The 19,299-nt window shown below is 72.5% G+C and carries 22 protein-coding genes; 7 read left to right on the top strand and 15 right to left on the bottom strand.

Features of this window, described 5'->3' with window-relative positions:
• Positions 1-7: 7 nt before the first annotated feature.
• Together C2865_RS10870 and C2865_RS10865 are read left to right on the top strand one after the other, a co-directional pair.
• The gene (locus C2865_RS10870; protein WP_157963655.1) at positions 8-547 is read left to right on the top strand and encodes a hypothetical protein; all 540 of its coding nucleotides are present in this window, start codon (positions 8-10) and stop codon (positions 545-547) included.
• A 24-nt stretch (positions 548-571) separates the two neighbouring features.
• Positions 572-2,044, top strand: a complete 1,473-nt coding sequence (locus C2865_RS10865) for a glycosyltransferase family 39 protein (RefSeq protein WP_106398220.1) — start codon at positions 572-574, stop codon at positions 2,042-2,044.
• Between the two features lie 3 nt (positions 2,045-2,047).
• On the opposite strand, the gene C2865_RS40655 is transcribed toward C2865_RS10865, so the two are convergent.
• From C2865_RS40655 to C2865_RS10830, 7 genes are all read right to left on the bottom strand, one after another.
• Positions 2,048-3,121, bottom strand: a complete 1,074-nt coding sequence (locus C2865_RS40655) for a GTPase Era (protein ID WP_232835510.1) — start codon at positions 3,119-3,121, stop codon at positions 2,048-2,050.
• Positions 3,122-3,199: 78 nt separating this feature from the next.
• Positions 3,200-3,514, bottom strand: coding sequence for a cytidine/deoxycytidylate deaminase family protein (locus C2865_RS10855; RefSeq protein ID WP_106398219.1), 315 nt, complete (start codon positions 3,512-3,514; stop codon positions 3,200-3,202).
• Positions 3,511-4,182, bottom strand: a complete 672-nt coding sequence (locus C2865_RS10850) for a hypothetical protein (RefSeq protein ID WP_106398218.1) — start codon at positions 4,180-4,182, stop codon at positions 3,511-3,513. Before C2865_RS10850 ends, C2865_RS10855 begins: the two co-directional genes overlap by 4 nt.
• 72 nt (positions 4,183-4,254) lie before the next feature.
• Positions 4,255-5,502 carry a hemolysin family protein gene (locus C2865_RS10845; RefSeq protein WP_106398217.1) on the bottom strand — a complete coding sequence of 416 codons (1,248 nt, stop codon included), beginning with the start codon at positions 5,500-5,502 and terminating at the stop codon, positions 4,255-4,257.
• Positions 5,503-5,519: 17 nt separating this feature from the next.
• Positions 5,520-5,987, bottom strand: coding sequence for an rRNA maturation RNase YbeY (gene ybeY, locus C2865_RS10840; RefSeq protein WP_106398216.1), 468 nt, complete (start codon positions 5,985-5,987; stop codon positions 5,520-5,522).
• On the bottom strand, positions 5,984-7,006 hold the full coding sequence (locus C2865_RS10835; protein ID WP_106398215.1) for a PhoH family protein: 1,023 nt from the start codon (positions 7,004-7,006) through the stop codon (positions 5,984-5,986). The genes ybeY and C2865_RS10835 overlap by 4 nt, the downstream gene beginning before the upstream one ends.
• Positions 7,007-7,106: 100 nt before the next feature.
• Positions 7,107-7,445, bottom strand: a complete 339-nt coding sequence (locus C2865_RS10830) for a histidine triad nucleotide-binding protein (RefSeq protein WP_106398214.1) — start codon at positions 7,443-7,445, stop codon at positions 7,107-7,109.
• A gap of 313 nt (positions 7,446-7,758) precedes the next feature.
• Between C2865_RS10830 and C2865_RS10825 the strand changes: the two genes are divergently transcribed.
• Entirely contained in the window at positions 7,759-8,259 is a 501-nt protein-coding gene (locus C2865_RS10825) for a SigE family RNA polymerase sigma factor (protein WP_232835571.1), read from the top strand.
• Complete coding sequence (locus C2865_RS10820; RefSeq protein WP_106398212.1) at positions 8,256-9,038, top strand: hypothetical protein; 783 nt, start codon at positions 8,256-8,258, stop codon at positions 9,036-9,038. Before C2865_RS10825 ends, C2865_RS10820 begins: the two co-directional genes overlap by 4 nt.
• Before the next feature lie 43 nt (positions 9,039-9,081).
• Here the strand turns inward: C2865_RS10820 and C2865_RS10815 are convergent, their stop codons facing one another.
• The 3 genes from C2865_RS10815 to hrcA form a co-directional block, all read right to left on the bottom strand.
• On the bottom strand, positions 9,082-9,819 hold the full coding sequence (locus C2865_RS10815; RefSeq protein WP_106398211.1) for a 16S rRNA (uracil(1498)-N(3))-methyltransferase: 738 nt from the start codon (positions 9,817-9,819) through the stop codon (positions 9,082-9,084).
• Between the two features lie 233 nt (positions 9,820-10,052).
• Positions 10,053-11,183 carry a molecular chaperone DnaJ gene (dnaJ, locus tag C2865_RS10810; RefSeq protein WP_106398688.1) on the bottom strand — a complete coding sequence of 377 codons (1,131 nt, stop codon included), beginning with the start codon at positions 11,181-11,183 and terminating at the stop codon, positions 10,053-10,055.
• Positions 11,177-12,190: a heat-inducible transcriptional repressor HrcA gene (gene hrcA, locus C2865_RS10805; RefSeq protein ID WP_106398210.1), complete on the bottom strand. Its 1,014-nt coding sequence runs from the start codon at positions 12,188-12,190 to the stop codon at positions 11,177-11,179. The genes dnaJ and hrcA overlap by 7 nt, the downstream gene beginning before the upstream one ends.
• Positions 12,191-12,334: 144 nt before the next feature.
• Here hrcA and C2865_RS10800 point away from each other — a divergent pair, with 144 nt between their 5' ends.
• Genes C2865_RS10800 through C2865_RS10790 form a run of 3 tightly spaced genes read left to right on the top strand, consistent with a single transcriptional unit; the run spans position 12,335 to position 14,323 of the window.
• Complete coding sequence (locus tag C2865_RS10800; RefSeq protein WP_198653153.1) at positions 12,335-13,075, top strand: MBL fold metallo-hydrolase; 741 nt, start codon at positions 12,335-12,337, stop codon at positions 13,073-13,075.
• Positions 13,076-13,085: 10 nt separating this feature from the next.
• Complete coding sequence (locus tag C2865_RS10795) at positions 13,086-13,904, top strand: DUF3097 domain-containing protein (RefSeq protein WP_106398687.1); 819 nt, start codon at positions 13,086-13,088, stop codon at positions 13,902-13,904.
• Positions 13,905-13,909: 5 nt separating this feature from the next.
• Complete coding sequence (locus tag C2865_RS10790; RefSeq protein WP_157963654.1) at positions 13,910-14,323, top strand: DUF4870 domain-containing protein; 414 nt, start codon at positions 13,910-13,912, stop codon at positions 14,321-14,323.
• On the opposite strand, the gene hemW is transcribed toward C2865_RS10790, so the two are convergent.
• From hemW to lepA, 5 genes are all read right to left on the bottom strand, one after another.
• Positions 14,316-15,512, bottom strand: coding sequence for a radical SAM family heme chaperone HemW (gene hemW, locus C2865_RS10785; RefSeq protein ID WP_106398207.1), 1,197 nt, complete (start codon positions 15,510-15,512; stop codon positions 14,316-14,318). The two genes, C2865_RS10790 and hemW, sit on opposite strands and share 8 nt — an antisense overlap.
• Positions 15,513-15,552: 40 nt before the next feature.
• Complete coding sequence (locus tag C2865_RS10780; protein WP_157963653.1) at positions 15,553-16,317, bottom strand: Uma2 family endonuclease; 765 nt, start codon at positions 16,315-16,317, stop codon at positions 15,553-15,555.
• 77 nt (positions 16,318-16,394) lie between these two features.
• Positions 16,395-16,712, bottom strand: coding sequence for a cupin domain-containing protein (locus C2865_RS10775; RefSeq protein WP_106398205.1), 318 nt, complete (start codon positions 16,710-16,712; stop codon positions 16,395-16,397).
• 60 nt (positions 16,713-16,772) lie between these two features.
• Positions 16,773-17,243 (bottom strand): DUF4870 domain-containing protein, encoded by a 471-nt coding sequence (locus tag C2865_RS10770; RefSeq protein ID WP_106398204.1) that lies wholly within the window; start codon positions 17,241-17,243, stop codon positions 16,773-16,775.
• Between the two features lie 118 nt (positions 17,244-17,361).
• A complete protein-coding gene (lepA, locus tag C2865_RS10765) occupies positions 17,362-19,188 on the bottom strand; it encodes a translation elongation factor 4 (protein WP_408608306.1) in 1,827 nt (608 codons plus the stop codon).
• Positions 19,189-19,299: the final 111 nt, after the last annotated feature.

The raw sequence follows: 19,299 nt of genomic DNA, 5'->3' as shown, positions 1-19,299 counted from the left end.
TCAACCCATGACTCCGCCATACACGCCGGGTTCCGGCGAGCAAGGGTATCCGCGCACCGCCCCTGCTTCCGCCACCCCGGCCCGCCGCGTGCTGGCGGCGGTGAGCCTCCTGGCCTCGGCCGCGGTGGCCGTCGCGCCCTTCCTGCCGTGGGTCTGGGTCTCCCAGAAGGCGTTCCTGCTGATCCCCGCCCAGTCGCGGAGCTGGACGGCCATGGACGAGCTGCCCGAGACGAGCAGCGCTCCTGGCTACCTGGCCCTGGCCGCCGGGGTGATCGGCCTCGCGCTGGCGCTGGCCGCCCTGGCCACCGGCCGCAAGCCCCTCGGGCTGGCCGCGCTGGCCCCCGGCGTCCTGGGCGCGGCCGCCTGCCTGCTCTTCGTCCGGGAGGTGCAGTCCTACCAGGACCAGGTGCAGAGCGACCTCATCGCCCAGCTGGCCCAGGCCGTGCTGGACATCCGGGGCGGGCTGGCCGCCGGCTGGTTCCTTGCCCTGGGCGGCTCGGTGGTGCTGCTGGCCTGCGGTGCCGGACATCTGTTGCGAAAGGTATAGCGGCTACCCTTTCCCCGATTCCCCATGCTCACGAACCCCACGCTCTCCGCGTTCCGCTCCCGCCTCGGCCCGCCCGCGCTCACCGCCCTGGTGGCCCTCGCCGTCGCCTGCTGGGGGCTGACCGCGCCCTCCTTCTGGCGGGACGAGGCGGTCACCGCCGACCTGACCGGGCGCACCGTGCCCCAGCTGCTGCGGGTCCTCGGCGAGATCGACGCCGTCCACGGCTTCTACTACCTGCTCATGTGGCCGGTCACCACGGTGTTCGGCGTCTCCGAGCTCACCCTGCGGCTGCCCTCGGCGCTGGCCGCCGCCGCGGCGGCCGGGCTCACCACCGCGCTCGGGCGGCGGCTCGCCACCACCCGGCTCGGGATCACCGCCGGGCTGCTGGTCGCCGTCTCCCCCTTCCTCAGCCGCTACGCCCAGGAGGCGCGGCAGTACGCCATGGTCGCCGCGCTGGCCGTGCTCGCCACCTGGCTGCTGGTGCGGGCCGAGGACCGCAGGGGCTGGGCCTGGTACGCGGTGTCGGTGGTGCTGCTGGGCTACACCCACCTGTTCGCGCTGCTCCTCCTGCCCGCCCACGTGATCGCCCGCCGGGACGCCCTGCGCGCCTGGGCCGCGGCCGCGGGCGCGGCGCTCGTCCCGCTGCTGGCGCTGGTGGTCTTCGCCCAGACCCAGCGCTACCAGGTCAGCTGGATCGAGCCGGTCACCGCCAAGGGCATGGTGCGGCTGGCCCAGGCGCTGGGCTGGGGCCCCTTCCTGCTGGCCCCCGCCGTCCTGCTGCTGGCCCTGGCCCTGTGGCGGTACCGGCCCGCCTCGCCCCTGCTGCGGGTCGCGCTGCCCTGGCTCGTGCTGCCCCCGGTGCTGCTGGTCGGGGTCTCCCTCGTGGGCAGCCCCTACTACGTGCAGCGGTACCTGCTCTACTGCGTCCCGGCCGCCGCGCTGCTCGTCGCCGCCGGGCTGGAGACCCTCTCCTGGAAGCTGGCGGTGCCGCTGGTCGTGGCCGCCGCGGCGGCGACCGTCCCGGTCCACCTGGACCAGCGCCGCCAGGACGGGCGGGTCGACGACCTGCGCGCCCTGGCCGAGATCGTCGCCGAGCACAAGCGGCCCGGCGACGCCATCCTGTTCACCGACGTGCGCATGCGGCCCGCCCTGTCGGTCTACCCCTCGGCCTACCGGGGCCTGGACGACGTCATGCGCCGCGCCACCCCGGTCGCCGCCGGCGACCTCAAGGGCAGGGAGGTCTCCCGCGCCGGGTACGCCGAGGCGCTGGCCGGGACCGACCGGGTCTGGCTGCTGGCCAACCGCGTCCCGTTCCTGCCCGGCTCCGACTGGACGGCCGGGGCCAAGCGGCGCGTCCTGCGGGAGGCGGGCTTCGAGGAGGCCCGCGACTGGCGCTACAAGGGGGGCAGGGTCCTGCTCTACCGGCGCGCCCCGAGCGCCGGGGGGCCGGTGGACGTGCTGCCCAAGCGGGCGGCGCAGTCCGACCTGGCGGGCTGAGCCTCAGTCGTAGAAGCCGAGCCGCCGCAGCTGCTTGGGGTTGCGCTGCCAGTCCTTGGCCACGCTGACCTGCAGGTTGAGGTAGACGCGGGTGCCCAGCATCGCCTCGATCTGCCGGCGGGCGCGGGTGCCGACCTCGCGCAGCCGCGCGCCCTTGCGGCCGATGAGGATCGCCTTCTGGCTGGGCCGCTCGACGAACACATGGGCGTAGATGTCGGTGAGGTCCTCGCGGCCGGGCCGCAGGCCCATCTCGTCGACGACCACCGCGATGGAGTGGGGCACCTCCTGCTCCACGCCCTCCAGGGCCGCCTCGCGGACGAACTCGGCGACCAGGATCTGCTCCGGCTCGTCGGTGAGGTCGCCCTCGGGGTACAGCGGCGGGCCCTCGGGAAGGTGGCCGACCAGCAGGTCGGCGACCACGTCGAGCTGGTACGAGCCGGTCCCCGCGGCTCCGGGTGCCGGTTCGGCCGGTCCCCGCCCGGCTCCCGCGGGCCGGTCCGGCCTCTCCGGGGTGCGGCCGGAGCCCCTGCCCTGCTCGGCCTGCCCCCGCCTCGGCCCGCCCGCCTGGCCGCCGCGGCCCTGGCCGGTCTGCGCGCCGAGACCGCCGACCGCCGAGACCGGCACGATGTCCGCCCAGTCGCCCAGCGCGTCCACGGCCATGAGCTGCTCGGCCAGCTGCTGCGGGCCCACCTTGTCGGCCTTGGTGACGATCGCGACGACCGGCGTGCCCTTCACCTGGGCCAGCTCCCGCGCGATGTAGCGGTCGCCGTCGCCGACCTTCTCGTCGGCCGGGACGCAGAACCCGATCACGTCGACCTCGGTGAGGGTGCCGCGGACCAGGCTGTCCAGCCGCTCCCCCAGCAGGGTGCGCGGCCGGTGCAGGCCCGGCGTGTCGACGATCACCAGCTGCGCGGACGGCCGGTGCACGATGCCGCGGATCGCCCGCCGCGTGGTCTGCGGCCGGTTGCTGGTGATGGCCACCTTGGTGCCCACCAGAGCGTTCATCAGGGTGGACTTGCCGACGTTGGGCCGTCCGACGAAACAGGCGAATCCGGATCTGAACTCTGGCGTGGTCACCTTCCGATTCTCCCGTACCCGCGGACCTGACCCGACCGCCGTGCGCCGGACCCCGGTGCGGGCCCGGCGTCCGGACCGTCACAGGGTGGTGTGCACCACTCCGTCGGCGCCCGCCACCAGGACCGGGGCCGCGGGGCCCAGGTCGCGGACGGCGGCGATGTCCGGCAGTTCCCCGGCGGTGACGACCACCGCGGCCTCCAGGCCCTCGGCGCCGCTGGCCACCGCCATCGCGACGGCGACCTGCAGCGCGGTCAGGTCCAGGTGGGGCAGCGCCACCGTGGTGGCGGTGTAGGTGCGGCCGGTCTCGTCCCGCACCGCGGCGCCCTCCGGGGCGCCGTTGCGGGCGCGGGAGGACCGGGCCAGCTTGATGAGCTTGTCGTCCTCGGGATTCACGGGTTCAGCTTAGAGGCTCCGGGCAGCCTGGCCGCTGCCCGGGCCGCCGCCGCGGCCGCCGCGCTCGGGGCGCCCGGCCCGACGACGCCGGGCTGGGCCACGGTCAGGAACGCGTCGCCGTTGCGGTGCATGATCAGCTCGTAGCTCAGCTCGCGGCCGGAGCCGGCCTGCGCGGCGAAGCGCACCGCCAGGGTGTCGGCGGGAGGCAGGCCCGGCGCCTTCAGCGGGGTCCGGGGGAGGTTCAGCTGGACGCCGCCCACCTTGGCGCGCAGCACGGTGCATCCGGCCGCCGCCCGGCGGGCCGCCTCCAGCGTCAGCCCTGCCCGTTTCGAACCGGCGTCGAAGACCTGCTGGGTGAGCGTCACCCCGGGATCGAGCCGGTAGAAGGCCGTCCCCCTGCGGGGCACGTCGCGCAGGCCGTGCCCGTCCGCCAGGGCCAGCAGCCTCCGGCAGGGCGGGTCGTGCGCGAGCACCCCGCGGAAGGCCGGCTGGGCCTGGGCGGGCAGGTGGTCTCCCGGCACGTCCTGCGACGTGAGGACGGCGGCGGCCAGCCCGGCCGGGAACTCCGCCCTCTCCGGCGCGTCCCGCCCGCACCCGGCGGCCACGGCCCCTGCGGCGGCCGTGGCCGCCGCGGCGGCGAACAGGGCTCCGCGAACGATGCGCCTCATGGGAATCCCCCGAATCCTCCCGATGGCGAAGAAGATCGTTCCCGGGAGGAGGCGCGTCAATCCTGCGGCTCGTCACTCCGCGCCGGAAGACTCCCGGTGCGGCAGCCGCTCGACCAGGACGGTGCCGATGCGGTTGCGCCGCCCTGCCAGGCTCTCGGCCGTCAGCCGCAGCCCCGCCACCTCGGCGGTGGAGCCGGCGATCGCCACCCGGCCCAGCGCGTGCGCCAGCAGCCCGCCGACGGTCTCCACGTCCTCGACGTCGATCTCCACGTCGCACAGCTCGGCGAGCTCCTCCACGCCCATCCGGGCGGTGACCCGCAGCCCGCCGTCGGGCAGCGTCTCCACCCGGGGCAGCTCGTTGTCGTACTCGTCGGTGATCTCCCCGACGATCTCCTCGAGGATGTCCTCGATGGTGACCAGTCCCGCCGTCCCGCCGTACTCGTCGATCACGATCGCCACGTGGATCTGCCGTGCCTGCATCTCGCGCAGCAGGTCGTCGATCGGCTTGGAGTCCGGCACGTACGTCGCCGGGCGCATCAGCTCGCCGACCCGCGCCGTCTCCTGCGCCGGGGTCTCGTGCAGCCGCCGCACGACGTCCTTGAGGTAGGCCACGCCCACCACGTCGTCCTCGTTCTCGCCCGTCACCGGGATGCGGGAGAACCCCGAGCGCAACGACAGCGACAGGCACTGGCGCAAGGTCTTGTCGCGCTCGATGAACACGATGTCGGTGCGCGGCACCATGACCTCGCGGACCAGGGTGTCGCCCAGCTCGAACACCGAGTGGATCATCTCCCGCTCGTCCGGCTCGATCAGCCTGCGCTGCTCGGCCAGGTCGACCAGGTCGCGCAGCTCGGCCTCGGTGGCGAACGGGCCCTCGCGAAAGCCCTTGCCGGGCGTCAGGGCGTTGCCCAGCAGGATCAGCACCCGCGGCAGCGGGCCCAGCACCCGCACCAGCGGGTGCATGACCAGCGCGCCGACCAGCGCCACCCGGCCCGCGTGCTGGATGGCCAGGGTGCGCGGGCCGACCCCCACCACGATGTAGCTGGCCAGGATCATGATCACCGCGGCGGTGACGTAGGCGCGCCACGTCTCGTCCAGCCAGCCGATGCACAGGTCCGCCACGATCACCGTGGCGGCCAGCTCGCACGAGGTGCGCAGCAGCAGGAGCAGGTTGACGTAGCGGGCCGGGTCGGCCACCACCTCCGACAGGCGGGGGGAGTCCAGCTCGGCGACCCGGACCCGGGACACCCGGGTCAGCGCGGTCTCCATGCCGGCGAACAGGCCGGCCAGGACGACCAGCGCGACCGAGGTCCCGATCATCCACAGCTGGGTGGTGCTCAGCGCGACTCCCGCCAGCTCTCCAGCAGCCTGGCCTGCAGGCCGAACATCTCGGCGTGCTCTTCCGGCTCGGCGTGGTCATAGCCCAGCAGGTGCAGGATGCCGTGGGTGCACAGCAGCTCCAGCTCGTCCTGCGTGCCGTGGCCGGCCTGGCGTGCCTGGCGCTCGGCCACCGCCGGGCACAGCACCACGTCGCCCAGCAGGCCCGGATCGGCCTCGCCGTCCTCCGAGCCGCCCGACAGGTGGCCGGGGCGCAGCTCGTCCATCGGGAAGGCCAGCACGTCCGTCGGCTTGTCCTCGCCCATCCACTTGAGGTTGAGCTCCCGCATCGCCTCCTCGTCCACCAGCAGCAGCGACAGCTCCGCCAGCGGGTGGATCTGCATGCCGTCCAGCACGTGCCGGGCCACCCGGACCAGGGTCTCCTCGTCGGCGGGGGCGCCGGACTCGTTGAGGACCTCGATGCTCATCTTCGCCCCCGTTCGCGCCGCGCGGGGCGCTGGTCGGCGGGTTGGTCGGCGTCGTAGCGCTCGTAGGCGTCGACGATGTCGGTGACCAGCCGGTGGCGCACCACGTCGGTGCTGCTCAGCCGGCAGAAGTAGATGTCGTCGACGTCCTTCAGGATGTCCTGGACGACCGCCAGGCCGCTGCGCGAGCCCGACGGGAGGTCCACCTGCGTCACGTCGCCGGTGACCACGATCTTGGAGGCGAAGCCCAGCCGGGTGAGGAACATCTTCATCTGCTCGGGCGACGTGTTCTGCGCCTCGTCCAGGATGATGAAGGAGTCGTTCAGCGTCCGGCCGCGCATGTAGGCCAGCGGGGCCACCTCGATCGTCCCGGCCTGCATCAGCTGCGGGATCGAGCCCGGGTCGACCATGTCGTGCAGGGCGTCGTACAGCGGGCGCAGGTACGGGTCGATCTTCTCGTAGAGCGTGCCGGGCAGGAAGCCCAGCCGCTCGCCGGCCTCGACCGCCGGGCGGGTGAGGATGATCCGGTTGACCTTCTTCTCCTGCAGCGCCTTCACGGCCTTGGCCATCGCCAGGTAGGTCTTGCCGGTGCCGGCGGGGCCGATGCCGAAGACGACCGTGTGCTGGTCGATCGCGTCGACGTAGCGCTTCTGGTTGACGGTCTTGGGGCGGATCGTGCGGCCGCGGGAGGAGAGGATGTCGTGGCTGAGGACCTCCGCGGGCCGGGCGGAGGCCCGCAGCATCGACACGCTGCGCTCCACCGACTCGGGGGTCAGCGTCGCGCCCCTGCGCAGCAGGGTCACCATCTCGCCGAAGAGCTTGGCCACCAGTTCCGGCTCGGAGCCGCCGGTGACGGTGATCTCGTTGCCGCGGACGTGGATGTCGCTGTTGAAGGCCCGCTCGATCACGGCCAGCAGCTCGTCGCGGGACCCGAGCAGCGCCACCATCGACTGCTCGTCGGGCACCACGATCTTGATCTGGGAGCGCGCACCGTTCTGGGTGGAATTCTGTGATTCGGTCATCTGCCGGCCTGAAACGGCCACTGAGCCCCTCTGATCTGCGGATCCTTTGTTCCCTGAGGCCCATGGTACCGAGGGCGGTGCATGATCGCCGACCCCTTTTTCAGCCGGGCGGCCAGTTGAGACCGCGGCCGCCCAGGACGTGGGCGTGCACGTGGAAGACCGTCTGGCCGGCGCCCGCGCCGGTATTGAAGATCACCCGGTACCCCGTGCCGGCGACCCCCTCGTCCTCGGCCACCCGCCCCGCCTCGGCCGCCAGCTCCGCCAGCGCCTCCGGATCGGCCGACAGCGCCGCGAAATTCTCGTGGTGGTCCTTGGGGACCACCAGGACGTGCACCGGGGCCTGCGGGTTGATGTCGCGGAAGGCCAGCGTGCGCTCGCCCTCCCTGACCACCTCCGCGGGGACCTCACCGGCAATGATCTTGCAGAACAGACAGTCCACGTCGCCTCCGTCCGAGTCTTCAGGGGCATGCTATCGAGATCTTGGAGCCCTCCGATGCCGCACTCGCACGCGCGGCGGGGCCCGCTCTGGTTATGGTGGCCTGGCGGCGTGAACCCCCCTGCCCGTCGGCGCGAGGGGGTTGCGCCCGGTTCTTTCGCGACGGGGTCGCCCCGCTCCCGGCGGTCCCCCGACCGCCCGGAGGGGGGTGGAGGAGTGACCGGGGCTGGACGATCAGATGCGGTGGGGTAAACCGGAGGACGAAGGCGCACGTCCCAACGACGTGACCGAGACCCTCCTGGTGGCGCCGTCCGCGATGGCGGCGTGGGACGCCGACCGGGCGGTGACGGAGCTGTACGGCAGCCAGTACCGCCCCCTGGTCCGGCTGGCGACGCTGCTCGTCCGCGACCAGGCGACCGCCGAGGAGGTCGTGCAGGACGCCTTCGTGGCCATGCACGGCGCCTTCCGCCGGCTGCGCGACCCCGACAAGGCGCTCTCGTACCTGCGCCAGTCCGTGGTCAACCGCGCCCGTTCGGTGCTGCGGCACCGCGCGGTGGTGGAGAAGTACGCGCCCAAGGGGCTGCCGGACGTGCAGAGCGCCGAGACCGGCGCCATCATCGAGCTGGAGCGGGCCGCCGTGATCAAGGCTTTGCACACCCTGCCCACCCGGCAGCGGGAGGCGCTGGTGCTGCGTTACTACGCCGACCTGTCCGAAGCGCAGATCGCCGACGCCATGGGCATCAGCCGCGGCGCGGTGAAGAGCCACACGGCGCGCGGGATGGCCGCGCTCCGCAACGTCCTGGAGCAGCAATCTTGACCCCCGGCGACTTCCACGCCGACCGCCTCCGCGGGGCCCTGCACGCGGAGGCCGAACAGGTCGTGCCCGCGCCCGACGGGCTGCAGCGCATCAGGGAGCGCACCGCCGCGGCGCGCCGCCCGGGCCTGTGGTCGCGGTTCACCGGCGGCTGGAAGGGCCCGCTGCTGGCGGGCGCCGCCGCGGTCACCATGGCCGCCGTGGCCGTGACCGCCTCCCCCGCGGCCATCGACCGCATCACCTCGGTCGGCAGCCCCCGCGAGACCGGCGGGGAACCCCTGCCCAAGTCCGCCCCGTCCACCCCGGCCACGACCCCACCCACCGGCTCCTCAGCGGCTCCCGGCAGCCGTCCCGCCGTCCCGGCCTCCCCCGAGTGCCCGCCCGGCACCTCTTCCGGCCGGGCTCCCGCACCGCCCTCCCCCGGCCGCGGCACCCCCACCGGCGGCACCCCCACGCCGTCCGCCCCGCCTTCGGCCACCCCGACCGCCTCGACCGCGCCGCCCACGCCTCCGGCCACGGCCACGCCCGACCCGTCCCCCACGACCGCCTTCTCCGAGGGCGCCGCGGCCCCCGACTGCCCCGGGACCGCCGCCCCGTCCACCGCGCCGCCCGCAGCCCCCTCGGCCGCCGCCGAGCCCACCCCGCCCGCCGACCGCGGCGCCCGCCCGTCCCCCACCCCGACGCCCTCGAGCGCCCCCGCCTCCCCCGCCGTCCCGCCCGGCCCCACCGGCGGCCTCCCCACGCTCCCCACCCCGAGCACCACCGTCCCGCCGCCGAACTGACCGAGGATCAGGGCACCCCTGGCCCGGCCTCCGGGCCCCGGGGTCACCAGCGGCCGGTGCGGGCCATCAGGACCGAGGCCGCGGCGACGCCTGCGGTGGAGGTGCGCAGGACCGTCGGGCCCAGGAGCACGGGCCGGGCGCCCGCGCGGGTGAAGACCTCCAGCTCCTCGGGGCTGACGCCGCCCTCGGGCCCCACCACCAGCACGATCTCGCCGACTCCTTCGACGGGGACGGCGCTGAGCGGCTCGGCGGCCTCCTCGTGCAGGACCAGCGCCAGCTCCGCGCGCTCCAGCAGCTCCGCCACCCGCGCCGTGGCGGCCAGGTCGGCCACCACCGGGAAGCGGCTGCGGCGGGACTGCTTGGCCGCCTCCCGTGCCGCGTTGCGCCACCGCCCGAGCGCCTTCTCCCGCCGCTCGGGCCGCCACTGCGTGATCGACCGGCTCGCCGACCACGGCACGATCCCGTCCACCCCGGCCTCGGTCATCACCTCCACGGCCAGCTCCCCCCGCTCCCCCTTGGGCAGCGCCTGCACCACCGTGATCCGCGGCGAGGGCGGCGGCTCGTCCCGGCGCTCGAGCACCTCCAGCTCCAGCCGGTCACGCCCGGCCGACACCACCGAGCACAGCCCCCGGCCCCCCTCGCCGTCGGTGAGCACGACCTCCTCCCCCACCCGGAGCCGCTGCACCGTCGCCGCGTGCCGCCCTTCGGCGCCCTCCAGCACCACCCTGCCGCCCGCGCCCGCCAGCACATCTCTGTCCACCACGAAAACCGGAGCACTCACCCCTCCATCCTCCCAGCCGCCGCTCCTTCGCCCGGTCCCCTGGGGAAAACCCCCGGTCACCCCGTTCGGAGAGCCCGTGGAGCCTTTTGCCCCGCTGTCCGTCGCGGTCGGCACCAGCAGCTCCTGCGAGCGGCGCGGCGGGAGCCGAAACGGAACAGGGCCGCCCGCGGGAGCGGGCGGCCCTGTCAGGGGTCGTGGTAGCCGTCGTGGTAGGCGTCGGCGACCTCGGCTCTTCAGCCGTTGAAGGCGTCCCGGAGGCGGGAGAAGAAGCCCTGCTGGCCCGGGGCGAACTTGCCGGGGGGGCGCTCCTCGCCGCGCAGGCGGGCCAGCTCGCGCAGGAGCTCCTCCTGGGCGGGGTCGAGCTTGGCCGGGGTCTCGACGTTGACGTGGATCATCAGGTCGCCCCGGCCGCTGGCGTTGAGGTGCTGGGCGCCCCTGCCGTACAGGGGGATCACCTGGCCGGACTGGGTGCCGGGCCGGATGTCGACGTCCTCGGGGCCGTCGAGGGTCTCGATGACGACCGAGGTGCCCAGGGCGGCCGCGGTCATCGGGATCTGCACGGTGCAGTGCAGGTCGTCGCCCTCCCGCTCGAAGATCGCGTGGGGGCGTTCGACGATCTCCAGGAAGAGGTCGCCGGGCGGGCCCCCGCCGGGGCCGACCTCGCCCTCGCCGGCGAGCTGGATGTGGGTGCCGTGCTCGACGCCCGCGGGGATCTTGACCTTGATCGTGCGCTGGGTGCGCACCCGCCCGTCGCCCGCGCACTCCGGGCAGGGGTTGCGGATCACGCTGCCGTAGCCGCCGCACTGGGGGCACGGCCGGGACGTCATGACCTGGCCGAGGAAGCTCCGCTGGACCTGCTGGATCTCGCCCCGGCCGTGGCACATCTCGCACGTGTCGGGGTGGCTGCCCGCGGCGGCCCCCGAGCCGGTGCAGGCCCCGCAGACCGTCGCGGTGTCGATGGTCAGCTCGCGGGTGGTGCCGAACGCCGTCTCCGCCAGGTCCAGCTCGACCCGCAGGGTGGCGTTGCGGCCCCGGCGGGCGCGCGAACGCGGCCCGCGGGCGCTGGCCGTCCCGAAGAGGGTGTCCATGATGTCGCTGAACGGGAAGCCCGCCCCGAAGCCGGCGCCCCCGCCGCCCATCGAGGAGCCGAACGGGTCGGCGCCCAGGTCGTGCATCTCCCGTTTCTTGGGGTCCGACAGCACCTCGTAGGCCTGCGTGACCTCCTTGAACTTCTCCTGGCTCTCGGCGTCGGGATTGACGTCCGGGTGGAGTTCACGGGCGAGCCGGCGGTATGCCTTCTTGATCTCGTCCGGGGTGGCGTTGCGGCTCACCCCGAGGGTGGCGTAGTAGTCGCGCACTACGATCCCGCCAGAATCTGACCGACGTAACGTGCCACAGCGCGTACCGCTCCCATCGTTCCTGGGTAGTCCATTCGGGTGGGTCCGAGAACCCCGAGCCGGGCCAGTGCCTGCCCGTCCATGCCGTAGCCCGCGGCGACCACGGACGCGGAATGCAGCCCCTCGAGCTGGTTCTCGGCGCCGATCCGCACCGTCAGGGTAGCCGGGTCCCCGGCCTCCCCGAGCAGGCGCATCAGCACCACCTGTTCTTCCAGTGCCTCCAGCACGTCCCGGAGGCCCTGCGAGAAGCCGCCGAGCGCGAGGTTGGCCGCGCCCGCGAAGACGATCTTCTCTTCGTTCCGTTCGACCAGGGTCTCCAGCAGGACCGACAGCACCGCCACGGCCACCGGCCGGTCCTCGGCGGGCACCCGGTCGGGCAGGTCGGCCACGGCCAGCGGGACCTCGCCGAACGAGCGCCCGTCCAGGCACGCGTTCAGCAGCGCCCGCAACTGCGCCACGGAGTCCTCGGCGAGCTCGCCGGAGGTCTCCACGAGCCGCTGCTCGACCCGCCCGGTGTCGGTGATCAGGATGAGCAGCAGCCGCCCCGCCGCCACCGGGACCAGCTCGATGTGCCGGACCGAGGAGCGGATCAGCGACGGGTACTGCACCACGGCGACCTGCCTGGTCAGCTGCGCCAGCAGCCGGACCGTGCGCGAGACCACCTCGTCCAGGTCGTAGGCGCCGCCCAGGAAGGTCTCGATGGCCCGGCGCTCCGCCGCCGACAGCGGCTTGATCGTCGAAAGCCTGTCGACGAACAGCCGGTAGCCCTTGTCCGTGGGGATGCGGCCGGCGCTGGTGTGGGGCTGGGTGATGTACCCCTGCTCCTCCAGGACGGCCATGTCGTTGCGCACAGTGGCCGGTGAGACGCCCAGGGCGTGGCGTTCGGCCAGTGCCTTGGAGCCCACCGGCTCGTTGGTGGAGACGTAGTCCTCGACGATGGCGCGAAGGATGGCCAGCTTGCGATCGTCCAGCAACGCGCTCACCTCCTGCTTGGCACTCCCAGTCTATGAGTGCCAAGTGTACGGTCCCGGCGGGCGAAGTCGATGTGCGAGAGTCTGGACATGTCCTGGGAAGAACTGGCGGACCGGTGTTTCCGTCGGAGGTACGGCGGATTCGACGTGAACGTGGGTGTGGTCACCGGACGCCGGGGCGCGGTGCTGATCGACACCCGGGCCTCGGTCCCCGAGGGTCTTGAGCTGCGGGAACAGCTGCGTGAGCTGGGCTGCGAGGAGCCCCTCGCGATCGTCAACACCCACGGCCACTTCGACCACTGCTTCGGCAACGCCGCCTTCGACGGCCCGTTCTGGGGCCATCCCGATCTGCCGGGATACCTGGAGCACGAGGCCTGGCGCACCATGGCCGAGGACGACCCCGACTGGGCGGCCCGGGTCGGGGGCACCCCGGTGACCGCCCCGACCCGGCTGGTCGGCGGCACCGCGCTGATCGACCTCGGCGACCGGGTCGTGGAGCTGCACCACCTCGGCCGCGGCCACACCGGCCACGACCTGGTCGTGCGGGTGCCCGACTGCGGCCTGGTCTTCGCCGGCGACCTGGTGGAGGAGTCGGGGCCGCCCTGCTACGGCTCCGACAGCTTCCCCCTGGACTGGCCGATCACCCTGACCCGGCTGCTGGAGCTGGGCCCCGGACTCCTCGTCCCCGGCCACGGCTCCCCCGTCGGCGCGGAGTTCGCCGAACGCCAGCGGGACGCGGTCGCGGCGGTCGCGCACGGCATCCGGGAGACCTACGACGCCGGCCTCGACCCGTTGAAGGCGCTGGCCGACGGGACGTGGCCCTACGATCCGACCCTTCTGCTGCACGCGGTACGTCGCGGGCACCTCCAGCTGGCCGCCTCGGGTTAGGGTCTTGGGCGTGCGCAGCAAGGACTATGGCGAAGACATACTCGCCGGGAACTGGCGCCTGCCCCGCAAGGGCCAGATCCCCGAGATCCCGGCCGAACGCGACCTGGTCGTGGAGGACCCCGACAGCGGCTTCTGCGGCGCGGTCGTGGCCTGCGGCAAGGACGAGGTCACCCTGGAGGACAGGTTCGGCAAGCGCCGGGTCTTCCCGCTGGCGGTGGCGGGATTCCTGCTCGACGGCAGGCCCGTCACCCTCGTGCGGCCGGGGCCGCGGCGGACGGGCCCGGCGATCAGCGCGTCCGGGTCGGTCTACGTGCGCGACCACCGGGCCCGGGTGGCGCTGGAGAGCCGGATCTACGTCGAGGGCGTGCACGACGCCGAGCTCGTCGAGAAGATCTGGGGGCACGACCTGCGGGTCGAGGGCGTGGCCGTGGAGTACCTGGAGGGCGTCGACGAGCTGCCGCTGATCGTCGAGGAGTTCGAGCCGGGTCCCGGGCGCAGGCTCGGCGTCCTGGTCGACCACCTCGTGCCCGGCTCCAAGGAGTCGCGGATCGCCGCGCGGATCACCAGCCCGCACGTGCTGGTGTGCGGGCACCCCTTCATCGACGTCTGGCAGGCGGTGAAGCCCCGCGCGCTGGGCATCCGCGCCTGGCCGGAGGTCCCCAAGGGCTTCGACTGGAAGGAAGGGGTCTGCGCCCGCCTTGGCTGGCCCGGCGACACCGGTGCAGCATGGAGGAGAATCCTGGGCGCCGTCCGTTCTTATGCCGATCTGGAACCGGAGCTGCTCGGGCGCGTCGAAGAACTGATTGACTTCGTCACCGCCAAGGAGTGACCGCCTTGCCTCGCCACCCCCGCCAACCGCGTCCCACTCCCACCGTCCGCCTCCCGGACGGGTACGCCGCCGGCTCGCACGGCGGCCCCACCACCCCGGACGAGCGCCAGTGGGCGCTCACCGCCTACATCGGCCAGTTCCTGTTGTGGGCGCTCCCGCCGCTGTACGTCTACCTGAGCAAGAAGAACCGGTCGGCCTACGCCCGCCACCACGGCCGCCAGGCGCTCAACCTCGCCCTCACCACCGGGATCGTCTTCGGTGTCTCGGTCTTCCTCTACCAGTGGGCCGACTTCTTCCTGTGGATCGGCGCCGGATGGGTGACACTGGCGATGTGCCTGGTGGTCTTCAGCGCCACCAAGGTCAACCGGGGCGACTGGCACCGGCTGCCCGTCCTCCTGGTGTGGCCGATCATCAAGTGAGGTCGCGGACGACGGCGTCCGCGAGCAGCCTGCCCTCCAGGGTGAGCACGGCCCTGCCGTCCCGGCGGACCAGCAGGCCGCGCTCCTCCTGCTCGCGGACCGCCCGGCCGTCCAGCAGCTCCAGCGGGCAGCCGGTGCGCAGCCGCAGCTCCAGCAGGACGCGCTCCAGCCGCCGGGTGTCGTCGTCGAGCACCTCGCGGGCGTGCGCGGGGGTGATCCCCTGCGCCAGCCGCTGCGCGTAGGCGGCGGGGTGCTTGACGTTCCACCAGCGGGTGCCGCCGACATGGGCGTGCGCGCCCGGTCCGGCGCCCCACCAGTCGGCTCCCTGCCAGTAGAGCAGGTTGTGGCGGCACTCCCCGCCGGGCAGCGCCCAGTTGGACAGTTCGTACCAGCTCAGCCCGGCCTTCTCGAAGAGCTCGTCGGCGATGAGGTAGCGGTCGGCCATGGCGTCGTCGTCGGGCTCGGCGAGCTCGCCGCGGGCGACCCGGGCGGCGAGCTTCGTACCCTCCTCGACGATCAGGGCGTAGGCGGAGATGTGGTCGGGACCCGCGGCCAGCGCCTGCTCGACGGACTCGCGCCAGTCGTCGTCGCTCTCGCCCGGGGCACCGTAGATCAGGTCGAGGTTGACGTGCCGGAATCCGGCTTCCCTGGCCTGGGCGACCACCAGCGGGACCCGTGCGGGGGTGTGCGTGCGGTCCAGCGCTTTCAGGACGTGGTCCTTGGCGCTCTGCATCCCGTAGGAGATCCGGGTGAATCCGGCTTCCAGAAGGCCCGTGAGGGAGGCGGAGGTGACGGTCTCCGGGTTGGCCTCGGTGGTCACCTCGGCGCCTTCGACGATGCCGAACTCGTCGCGGATCGCCTGTAGGACGCGTCCGAGGTCCTCCGGCGGCAACAGGGTCGGGGTGCCGCCGCCGACGAACACCGTCTGGACGGGTGCCTCGGCCTCTCCCAGGACCCTCCGGGCAAGACGGATCTCGGAGATCACCGTGTCGGCGTAGGAGTCGCGGGACGCTCCGGGGCCGAGTTCCGTGGCCGTGTAGGTGTTGAAATCGCAGTAGCCGCACCGCGTCACGCAGAACGGGACGTGGACGTAGAACCCGAAGGGGCGGTCGCCGAATCCCTCCAGGGACGCTTCGGGCAGCCGCCCGTCGGCGGGCATGGGGTCCCCTTCGGGGAGGATCGACGGCATGCCTCCAGTGTTACAGGCGCCGCGGACCTCCCCGAACGGCTCAGACGTGGTCGTAGTCCACGAGCCTCTGCGGTGCCGTCTGCTTCGCCGAGACGGCGGGCAGGACCCGTAGCGTGCCGGGAGTGCCGGGCTTCTGGTCCAGCCGGACCACCCGGCCCGGGTAGGTGCGCTGGGCGATCTCCACGTCCCGCTCGTCCCAGCGGCCGTAGAAGACGGGGCTGCCGTTCTCCAGCTCCACCTTCTCCGCGCCGGTCGGCCAGCGCCGGGTGAAGGAGTCGATCTCGAAGACCTCCTGCGGTCCCGGCAGGTTCGGGCCGTTCTCGTGCGCCATGTACGCTCCCTCGACCGGGCCGCGCCACGGGGGGAGCCCGCTGAAGAGGCGGTCCGGCCGGATGTCGATCTTGAATGGTTCGGTGAGCCGCACCGACTCGCCCATGCCCACCGCCGCCTGCTCGAGCAGCCGGCCCTCGCGCAGCGCGTGGACGTGCACGCGCACCCCGTCGGGGGTCGGGTCGACGACCCAGTAGCAGGGCACCCCGTGCCCGGCGTACAGCTCCCGTTTGGCGCCCAGGTCCCGGGCACGGGAGGCGTCCGAGGCCACCTCCACGACCAGGAGCGGGGCGCCCTCCACGAACCCCTCGCGGTCCTGCGCCTCGCAGTAGACCATGAGGTCGGCGTGGATCCAGGTGCCGTCGCCCAGCCTGGCGACGGCGGACGTTCTGGTCCTCATGTCGCCGTACTCGGCGATCATCAGCGGTGCCAGGAGATCCGCCACGAGGATCTGGTGCAAGAGTGTGTGACCCACGACGCTCAGTTTCCACCACAGAACATGCGGTCACCGGCTTTTCATGACACCGTGAAGACTCGATCTGATTACAGAGGTCAGCCCTTGACGGTGGTGAGCAGCACGACCGAGTCGGTGAGCGCGTTCAGGCCGTGCCGCTCGTGCGGGATCGGCGCCAGCTCGCCCTCGCCCAGCTCGGTGTCGCCCATCGCGGAGGTGAGGACGATCCGGCCCGAGATCACCTGAAGGCTCGCGGCGTGCGGGGAGTTGTGCTCGTCCAGGCGGGATCCGGCGGTCAACGCGATCACGGTCTGCCGCAGCGGCCCTTCGTGCAGGAACAGGTGGGCGCTCCGCCCGTTCTTGTCAGCCTTCGCCTGGGTCAGATGGCGCTCGGCGAGTGTTCTGAGATCCGTCATGATCTACAGATTCCCGGACGGGCGGACCGGAATCCTCCCCGAGCGCCCCTGGCCGGTGTTTCAGCTCACCATCGGAAGGGCCAGCCACTGCGGATAGCGGTACCACTCGCCGCGGCTCGCCGCCACCCCGGCCAGGATCAGGAAGATGATCTCCAGGGCCGCCAGCGGCAGGAACAGCAGGAGGCCGATCCCGAAGGTGATCACGGACAGGAACAGCCCCGCCATCATGTAGACGAAGCCGGTGATCGCGAAGTTGATCCCCTGGGCCGAGTGCCAGCGGATGTACTGCGACCGGTCCTTGTAGAGCAGGTAGGTGAGCAGCGGCGCGAAGACGCCCAGGATCAGCTGCCCGAGGTGCGCGGCCATCGCGTAGGTCCGCTCGTCGCCCGGAGCCACCGGCGGGCCGGTCTGCACGAAGGCCTGCGGCGGGGCGAAGGGCGGCTGCTGCTGCCCGTAGGGCGGCTGGTGTCCATAGGGCTGCTGCCCGTAGGGCTGCTGATGGCCGTAGGGGTTTCCGTAGGGGTCCGACATGCCTGGACTCGTCTTTCGTCATGCTGGCGGGGGCTCTCCTTCCCCGCTCTGACGCCGCCCCCACCCGGAAGGTTCCCAGCCCTGCTCGCCCGCGAGCGCGGGCGAGCAGGCTAAGGCGCTACTTCTTCGGCTTGTCGGCGGAGGAGCCGGTGGAGAGGGCGGCGACGAAGGCCTCCTGGGGCACGTCCACGCGCCCGATGGTCTTCATCTTCTTCTTGCCCTCCTTCTGCTTCTCCAGGAGCTTGCGCTTGCGCGAGATGTCGCCGCCGTAGCACTTGGCCAGGACGTCCTTGCGGATGGCGCGGATGTTCTCGCGGGCGATGACCCGGGCGCCGATCGCGGCCTGGATCGGCACCTCGTACTGCTGCCGGGGGATGAGCTCCTTGAGCTTGGTGGTCATCATCAGGCCGTACTCGCGCGCCTTGTCGGCGTGCACGATCTGGCTGAAGGCGTCCACCGACTCGCCCTGCAGCAGGATGTCGACCTTGACGAGCTTGGACTCCTGCTCGCCCGAGGGCTCGTAGTCGAGGCTGGCGTAACCGCGGGTGCGGGACTTCAGCTGGTCGAAGAAGTCGAAGATGATCTCGCCCAGGGGCAGGGTGTACTTGATCTCCACCCGGTCCTCGGACAGGTAGTCCATGCCGTGCAGCACGCCGCGGCGGCCCTGGCACAGCTCCATGATCGTGCCGATGAACTCCGACGGGGTGAGCACCGTGGCCCGGACCACCGGCTCGTACACCCGGGCGATCTTGCCGTCCGCGGGGTACTCGCTGGGGTTGGTGACGATGTGCTCCTGGCCGTTCTCCATCTCCACCCGGTAGATGACGCTCGGGGCGGTGGAGATCAGCGCCAGGTTGAACTCGCGCTCCAGCCGCTCCCGGACGATCTCCATGTGGAGCAGGCCGAGGAACCCGCAGCGGTAGCCGAAGCCCAGCGCCAGCGACGTCTCCGGCTCGTACACCAGCGCGGCGTCGTTCAGCCGCAGCTTGTCCAGGGCGTCGCGCAGCAGCGGGTAGTCGTCGCCGTCGATCGGGTAGAGGCCCGAGTAGACCATCGGCTTGGGGTTGTCGTACCCGCCGAGCGCCTCGGGCGACGGCCGGGACGCCATGGTGACGGTGTCGCCGACCCGGGCCTGGCGCACGTCCTTCACGCCGGAGATCAGGTAGCCCACCTCGCCGACGCCCAGGCCCTCGGTCGAGATCGGCTCGGGGGAGATCACCCCGACCTCGAGGGTGTCGTGGGCCGAGCCCGTCGACATCATGAGGGACTTCTCGCGGCGCGTGATGCGGCCGTCGACGACCCGGACGTAGGTGACCACGCCGCGGTAGGTGTCGTAGACCGAGTCGAAGATCAGCGCGCGGGCGGGGGCGTCCGCGTCGCCCACCGGGGCCGGGACCTCCGCGACGATCTTGTCGAGCAGCTCGGACACGCCCACGCCCGTCTTGCCCGAGACGCGCAGCACGTCCGACGGGTCGCAGCCGATCAGCCCGGAGATCTCCTCGGCGACCTTCTCCGGCTGGGCCGCCGGCAGGTCGATCTTGTTGAGGACCGGGATGATGTGGAGGTCGGCCTCCATCGCCATGTACAGGTTGGCCAGCGTCTGCGCCTCGATGCCCTGGGCGGCGTCCACCAGCAGGATCGCGCCCTCGCAGGCGGCCAGCGAGCGGGAGACCTCGTAGGAGAAGTCCACGTGGCCCGGGGTGTCGATCATGTTGAGCACATGGTCTTTCCAGGGCAGGCGGACGGCCTGAGACTTGATGGTGATGCCGCGCTCGCGCTCGATGTCCATCCTGTCCAGGTACTGGGCGCGCATGGAGCGGTCGTCGACGACCCCGGTCAGCTGCAGCATGCGGTCGGCCAGGGTGGACTTGCCGTGGTCGATGTGCGCGATGATGCAGAAGTTGCGGATCACCGCGGGATCGGTGTGGTTCGGTACGGGCGGCACGCGGATCCTAGGTTGACGTGGAGGACTTCCATCTACCATGGTCCCATGACCCGGTCGATGCTCTGGTCCGGGTTGGGGGTAGGCGCCCGTCCTTGGTAGTCTGCTTCCTTG

This window comes from Actinocorallia populi (genome assembly GCF_002995495.1).
GTDB lineage: Bacteria > Actinomycetota > Actinomycetes > Streptosporangiales > Streptosporangiaceae > Actinocorallia > Actinocorallia populi.
Note: the sequence above shows the minus strand (reverse complement) of the source record. Positions and strands in the feature narration are given on the sequence as shown.